Genomic DNA, 6,046 nt, shown 5'->3' with positions numbered 1-6,046 from the left:
GTGGCTGGAGCCGCTGCTGGCCGCGCGCGGGCGGCACGTCGCCTGGCTGGCGGGGGCGCAGAAAAAACGCGAGCGCGCCTCCATGCTGGCGGCCATCGAGGACGGCACGGCGGCCCTGGTGGTGGGCACGCACGCCGTCATCCAGGAGCAGGTGCGCTTCCACCGCCTGGCGCTGGCGGTGATCGACGAGCAGCACCGCTTCGGCGTCGCCCAGCGCCTGGCGCTGCGCAGGAAGCTCCATGAGGGGGCCGAGGCCGGCAGGGCGCTCGAGCCGCACCTGCTGATGATGAGCGCCACGCCCATCCCGCGCACGCTGGCCATGAGCTACTACGCGGACCTGGACGTGTCCACCATCGACGAGCTGCCGCCCGGGCGCACGCCCGTGCTCACCCGGCTGGTCTCGGACAGCCGGCGCGAGGAGGTCATCCAGCGCATCGCGGCGCAGGTGGCGGCCGGGCGGCAGGTCTATTGGGTCTGCCCGCTGATCGAGGAGAGCGAGGCGCTGGACCTGAGCAACGCCACGGCCACACACCTGGAACTGAGCGAGGCGCTGCCGCAGGTGCGCGTGGGCCTGCTGCACTCGCGCATGCCGGTGGCGGACAAGCGCGCCGTGATGGAGGAATTCAAGGCCGGGCGCATGGGTGTGCTGGTCTCCACCACCGTGATCGAGGTCGGCGTGGACGTGCCCAACGCCTCGCTGATGGTGATCGAGCACGCCGAGCGCTTCGGCCTGTCGCAGTTGCACCAGCTGCGCGGGCGCGTGGGCCGCGGGGCGGCGGCCTCGGCCTGCGTGCTGATGTATTCCACCGGCGAGACCGGACGGCTGGGCGAGACGGCGCGCGAGCGCCTCAGGGCCATGCACGAGACCACCGACGGCTTCGAGATCGCGCGGCGCGACCTGGAGATCCGCGGGCCGGGCGAGTTCCTGGGCGCACGGCAGTCGGGCGACGCGCTGTTGCGCTTTGCCGACCTGCAGCAGGATGCCCCACTGCTGGAGTGGGCGCGCGAGGCGGCGCCGCAGCTGCTCGAGCGCCACCCGCAGCTGGCCGAGCAGCACATCGAGCGCTGGCTGGGTTCGCGGGCGGAATTCCTCAAGGCATAGCGCGGGGCTATGGGGCGGCGGTGCACAATTGGCGCATGCCCGTGGACGCCGTGACATGACCCTGACCGAACTCAAGTACATCGTCGCCGTGGCGCGCGAGAAGCATTTCGGCCGCGCGGCCGAGGCCTGCCACGTCTCGCAGCCGACGCTCTCGGTGGCCGTGCGCAAGCTCGAGAACGAGCTGGAGGTCAAGCTCTTCGAGCGCAGCGCGAGCGAGGTCAGCGTCACGCCCCTGGGCGAGGAGATCGTGCGCCAGGCGCAGAGCGTGCTGGAACAGGCCGCCGCCATCAAGGAAATCGCCAAGCGCGGCAAGGACCCGCTGGCCGGCGCGCTGACCCTGGGCGTGATCTACACCATCGGCCCCTACCTGCTGCCCGAGCTGGTGCGCCACGCCATCGCCCGCACCCCGCAGATGCCGCTGATGCTGCAGGAGAACTTCACCGTGCGCCTGCTGGAGATGCTGCGCACCGGCGAGATCGACTGCGCCATCCTGGCCGAACCCTTTCCCGACACCGGCCTGGCGATCGCGCCGCTGTACGACGAGCCCTTCATGGCGGCGGTGCCGGCCAGCCACCCGCTGGCGGCGCAGGACTCGGTCAGCGCCACGCAACTGAAGAACGAGACCATGCTGCTGCTGGGCGCCGGCCACTGCTTTCGCGACCACGTGCTGGAGGTCTGCCCGGAATTCGCGCGCTACGCGACCAACGCCGAAGGGATCCGCCGCACCTTCGAGGGCTCGTCGCTGGAGACCATCAAGCACATGGTCTCGGCCGGCATGGGCGTGACGCTGGTGCCGCGCCTGTCGGTGCCGCGCGATGCGCTGCACGCCGGCGCGCGCCGCCGCAAAAGCGACATCGCTCCGATCCGCTACCTGCCCATCGTCGAGGCCGACGGCAGCCCGCCGCCCCAGCGCCGCGTGGTGCTGGCCTGGCGGCGCAGTTTCACCCGCTACGAAGCCGTGGCCGCACTGCGCAATGCGGTCTACGCCTGCGAGCTGCCCGGCGTGGCGCGGCTATCCTGAGGTCCCCCTGTCCCATCGTTTCTTTGTAAAGGAGAGCACATGCCCAAGAAGACAGCCAGTCCCAAGACCCTCGGCGCCACGGGCGGCGCCCCGCGCATCAACATCGGCATCAGCGACAAGGACCGCGCAGCCATCGCCCAGGGCCTGTCGCGCCTGCTGGCCGACACCTACACGCTGTACCTGACGACCCACAACTTCCACTGGAACGTCACCGGCCCGATGTTCAACACGCTGCACGCCATGTTCATGGAGCAGTACACCGAGCTGTGGAACGCGGTCGATCCGATCGCCGAGCGCATCCGCGCGCTGGGCCACCACGCCCCCGGCTCCTACGCCGCCTTCGGCAAGCTGGCCAGCCTGGCCGACGCGCCGGAGGATCCGCCCTCTGCGCTGGAGATGGTGCGCATCCTGGTCGAGGGCCACGAGGGCGTGGCGCGCACCGCCCGCGAGATGTTCCCGGCGGCGGAGAAGGCGAGCGACGAGCCCACCGCCGACCTGCTGACCCAGCGCCTGACGGTGCACGAGCAGACGGCCTGGATGCTGCGCTCGCTGCTGGAGGAATGACCCAGCCCCCTGCCGCCGTGCCCGCCTCGGCCCGCTCGCCCGCGCCCGGGCGCAGCCGCCTCGCGCTCTACCTCGACCTGGTCCGCTTCGACCGGCCGGCCGGCTGGCTGGTGCTGGTCTGGCCGACGCTGGTGGCGCTGTGGGTGGCGGCCGGCGGCTTTCCCGGCTGGCACCTGCTGGCCGTGTTCGTCGCCGGCACGGTGCTGATGAGGAGCAGCGGCTGCTGCGTCAACGACGTCGCCGACCGGAATTTCGACCGGCACGTGAAGCGCACCCAGGCGCGGCCGGTCACCACCGGCCAGGTCTCGGTGCGCGAGGCGTTGCTGCTGGCCGCGGCACTGGCGCTCGTTGCCTTCGCGCTGGTGCTGACCACACGCCGAGAGGCGGTCGCCTGGTCGGTGCCGGCGGTGCTGTTCACCATCCTCTACCCCTTCACCAAGCGTTTCTTCGCCATGCCGCAGGCTTTCCTCGGCATCGCCTTCAACTTCGGCATCGTGATCGCCTTCGCGGCGGTGCAGGGCGAGGTGCCGCAGCAGGCATGGCTGCTGTGGCTGGCCAACCTGTTCCTGGTGCTGGCCTACGACACCGAGTACGCCATGGTGGACCGCGACGACGACCTGAAGATCGGCATGAGGACCTCGGCGATCACGCTCGGGCGCTTCGACGTGGCGGGCGTGATGCTGTTCTTCCTGCTGTGCCTGGCGCTCACCGCGGCCGTGCTGCTGCCGCTGGGCCTGGGCTGGCCCGTGTGGCTGGGCCTGGGGGCGGCGGCGGCCCAGGTGGCGTGGCACTACACACTGATCCGCGGCCGCACGCGCGAGGGTTGCTTCATCGCCTTCAGCAAGAGCCACTGGATTGGCGCGACGCTCTTTGCCGGCGTGGCGCTGGGCTTTGCCCTGCGCTGACGCGCTCGCGCCGCCTGCCTCAGCCGCCGAACTCGGTCGCCAGCTCCCGGGCGCGCCGCTGGGCGGCGTGCATGGCGGCGATGAAATGCTCCGGCACGCCCGCCTCCTGCAGGTGCGTAATGGCCGCGTGCGTGGTGCCGCCTGGGCTGGTCACGCGCTGGCGCAGCAGCTGCGGCGCGTCGTCGGAGCGCGCCGCCAGTGCCGCCGCGCCCTGGAAGGTGGCGATCGCCAGCTGCTGCGCATCGGTGGGCTCCAGCCCCATCTCCACTCCGGCGCGGGCCATCGCCTCCAGGAACAGGAACACATAGGCCGGACCGGAGCCGGACAGGGCCGTGACCGCGTCCAGCAATTCCTCGCGCTCCACCCACAATGTCTGGCCCGTGGGCCGCAGCACCTGCTCGACCAGTTCGCGGCCGGCCTCGCCCACCTCGGCGCGAGCGAACAGCCCCGTCATCCCCTGACCCACCAGTGCCGGCGTGTTGGGCATGGCGCGCACGATGGCCTGGCTGCCCAGCCAGCGGGCGATGCTGTCGGTGGTGATGCCCGCCGCCACGCTCAGGTGCAGCGCGTCGGCCGGCGCGTGGGGGCGCACCTGCGCGGCCGCGGCGGCGAAGGTCTGGGGCTTGACCGCCCACACCACCAGCCGCGCGTGCGCCAGCTGCGGCCCGGCGGCCGGCTGCGGCGCCAGGCCGAAGTCCTGTTGCAACGCCGCGCGCGCCGGCTCGAAGGGCTCCACCACCTCGATCCGGTCGGGGGGCAGGCCCTGCCGGAGCAATCCGCCGATCAGGGCGCTGGCCATGTTGCCGCCGCCGATGAAGGCCAGGGGAAGGTCGAGCGGGGTGTCGGGAGAGGGGTTCATGGCAAGAGGCTCCGGCCGCGGCGGGCGCGTGGGTCAGGAAAGCGGTGATTGTCCGCCCTGGGCGGGCGCCAGCGTCGCCTGGGCCACGGCGTGCTCCCAGCGCGCCATCAGTTCCTGGGCGCGCGCGCGCTCCATGGTCGGCACGAAGCGCCGCTCGACGCGCCACAGGCCCGCCAGCTCCTCCCGGCTGCCATAGACCCCGCTGGCCAGGCCGGCCAGGTAGGCCGCGCCCAGGGCGGTGGTCTCCACGCAGGCCGGGCGCACCACGGGGATGCCCAGCAGGTCGGCCTGGAACTGCATCAGCAGATCGTTCACGCAGGCGCCGCCGTCCACGCGCAGCTCGGACACCGGTGCGCCGCCCGCGGCCACCGCGTCGCGGCTCATGGCACCGAGCAGCGCGGCGCTCTGGTAGGCGATGGATTCGAGCGCCGCGCGCGCGATGTGCGCCAGCGTCGTGCCGCGCGTGAGGCCGGTGATGGTGCCGCGCGCATCGGGCTGCCAGTAGGGCGCGCCCAGGCCGGTGAACGCCGGCACCATCACCACGCCGCCCGAATCGGGCACGCTCTCGGCCAGTTGCTGTACCTCGCTGCTCGCGCGGATCGCGTGCAGGCCGTCGCGCAGCCATTGCACCACCGCGCCGCCGACGAACACGCTGCCCTCCATGGCGTACTCGGGCGTGGCCGTGGCCTGCGCCGCGCTGGTGGTCAGGAGGCCGTTCTCGCTTTTCTCGAAGCGGTGGCCGGTGTGCATCAGCATGAAGCAGCCCGTGCCATAGGTGTTCTTGGCCATGCCTGCGGAGAAGCACGCCTGGCCGAAGAGGGCGCTTTGCTGGTCGCCCGCGACGCCCGCGATCGGGATTGAGCCGCCCAGCAGCCCGGCGGCGGTGCGGCCGAACTCCATGCTGGCCGAGGGCAGCACTTCCGGCATGAGGGAGCGCGGAATGTCCATGAGCGCCAGCAGCTCGTCGTCCCACTGGTTGGTGTGGACGTTGAACAGCATGGTGCGGCTGGCGTTGCTCACGTCCGTCACATGGCGCGCGCCGTCCGTGAGCTGCCAGACCAGCCAGCTGTCCACGGTGCCGAAGGCCAGCTCGCCGGCTTCCGCCGCCGCGCGCGCGCCGGGCACGTGCTCCAGCAGCCATTGCAGCTTGGTCGCGGAGAAGTAGGCATCGATCAGCAGGCCCGTCTTCTCGCGGATCAGGGCCTCGTGGCCCTCCTCGCGCAGCCGCGCGCAGGCGGGCTCGGCCCGGCGGTCCTGCCAGACGATGGCGTGGTGGATGGGGGCGCCGGTCCTGCGGTTCCACACCAGCGTGGTCTCGCGCTGGTTGGTGATGCCGATGGCGCGCACCTCGGCGGCGCCGATGCCGGCCTGCGCCAGCGCCGCGCGCGCGGTGGCCAGCTGCGTGCGCCAGATCTCGCGCGGATCGTGTTCCACCCAGCCGGGGCGCGGATAGATCTGCGGCAACTCCTGCTGGGCCTGCGCCACGAGGCGGCCCGCCGGGTCGAAAACGATGGAGCGCGAACTGGAGGTGCCCTGGTCGAGGGCCAGCAGGTAGGTCTTCGTCATGGCGGCCGAGGATACGGCGGCCGCGCGGG

General features: G+C 72.0%; 6 protein-coding genes. 4 read left to right on the top strand and 2 right to left on the bottom strand.

The window, feature by feature from the left end; translation table 11 throughout:
* The 4 genes from A612_RS12035 to ubiA all read left to right on the top strand — a co-directional run.
* Positions 1–1,102 (top strand): ATP-dependent DNA helicase RecG (locus tag A612_RS12035; protein WP_019374723.1); only part of this gene is annotated, 1,102 nt, incomplete at its 5' end.
* A 55-nt stretch (positions 1,103–1,157) separates the two neighbouring features.
* The gene (locus A612_RS12030) at positions 1,158–2,123 is read left to right on the top strand and encodes a LysR substrate-binding domain-containing protein (protein ID WP_019374722.1); all 966 of its coding nucleotides are present in this window, start codon (positions 1,158–1,160) and stop codon (positions 2,121–2,123) included.
* A 39-nt stretch (positions 2,124–2,162) separates the two neighbouring features.
* Entirely contained in the window at positions 2,163–2,687 is a 525-nt protein-coding gene (locus tag A612_RS12025; protein WP_019374721.1) for a Dps family protein, read from the top strand.
* Positions 2,684–3,592 carry a 4-hydroxybenzoate octaprenyltransferase gene (gene ubiA / locus A612_RS12020; protein WP_019374720.1) on the top strand — a complete coding sequence of 303 codons (909 nt, stop codon included), beginning with the start codon at positions 2,684–2,686 and terminating at the stop codon, positions 3,590–3,592. Before A612_RS12025 ends, ubiA begins: the two co-directional genes overlap by 4 nt.
* A gap of 19 nt (positions 3,593–3,611) precedes the next feature.
* On the opposite strand, the gene proC is transcribed toward ubiA, so the two are convergent.
* Positions 3,612–4,451, bottom strand: coding sequence for a pyrroline-5-carboxylate reductase (gene proC, locus A612_RS12015; RefSeq protein WP_019374719.1), 840 nt, complete (start codon positions 4,449–4,451; stop codon positions 3,612–3,614).
* 33 nt (positions 4,452–4,484) lie between these two features.
* Positions 4,485–6,017 carry a glycerol kinase GlpK gene (gene glpK, locus A612_RS12010; protein WP_040436769.1) on the bottom strand — a complete coding sequence of 511 codons (1,533 nt, stop codon included), beginning with the start codon at positions 6,015–6,017 and terminating at the stop codon, positions 4,485–4,487.
* Between the last annotated feature and the right edge of the window lie 29 nt (positions 6,018–6,046).

This window comes from Melaminivora alkalimesophila (genome assembly GCF_000282995.1).
GTDB lineage: Bacteria > Pseudomonadota > Gammaproteobacteria > Burkholderiales > Burkholderiaceae_C > Melaminivora > Melaminivora alkalimesophila.
This window is presented reverse-complemented; position numbering and strand designations above follow the sequence as displayed.

Excerpts from the sequence above, each read along its gene's own strand:
- A612_RS12030 (WP_019374722.1), top strand. The coding sequence starts at position 1,158 with ATGACCCTGACCGAACTCAAGTACATCGTCGCCGTGGCGCGCGAGAAG.
- A612_RS12025 (WP_019374721.1), top strand. The coding sequence starts at position 2,163 with ATGCCCAAGAAGACAGCCAGTCCCAAGACCCTCGGCGCCACGGGCGGC.
- ubiA (WP_019374720.1), top strand. The coding sequence starts at position 2,684 with ATGACCCAGCCCCCTGCCGCCGTGCCCGCCTCGGCCCGCTCGCCCGCG.
- proC (WP_019374719.1), bottom strand. The coding sequence starts at position 4,451 with ATGAACCCCTCTCCCGACACCCCGCTCGACCTTCCCCTGGCCTTCATC.
- glpK (WP_040436769.1), bottom strand. The coding sequence starts at position 6,017 with ATGACGAAGACCTACCTGCTGGCCCTCGACCAGGGCACCTCCAGTTCG.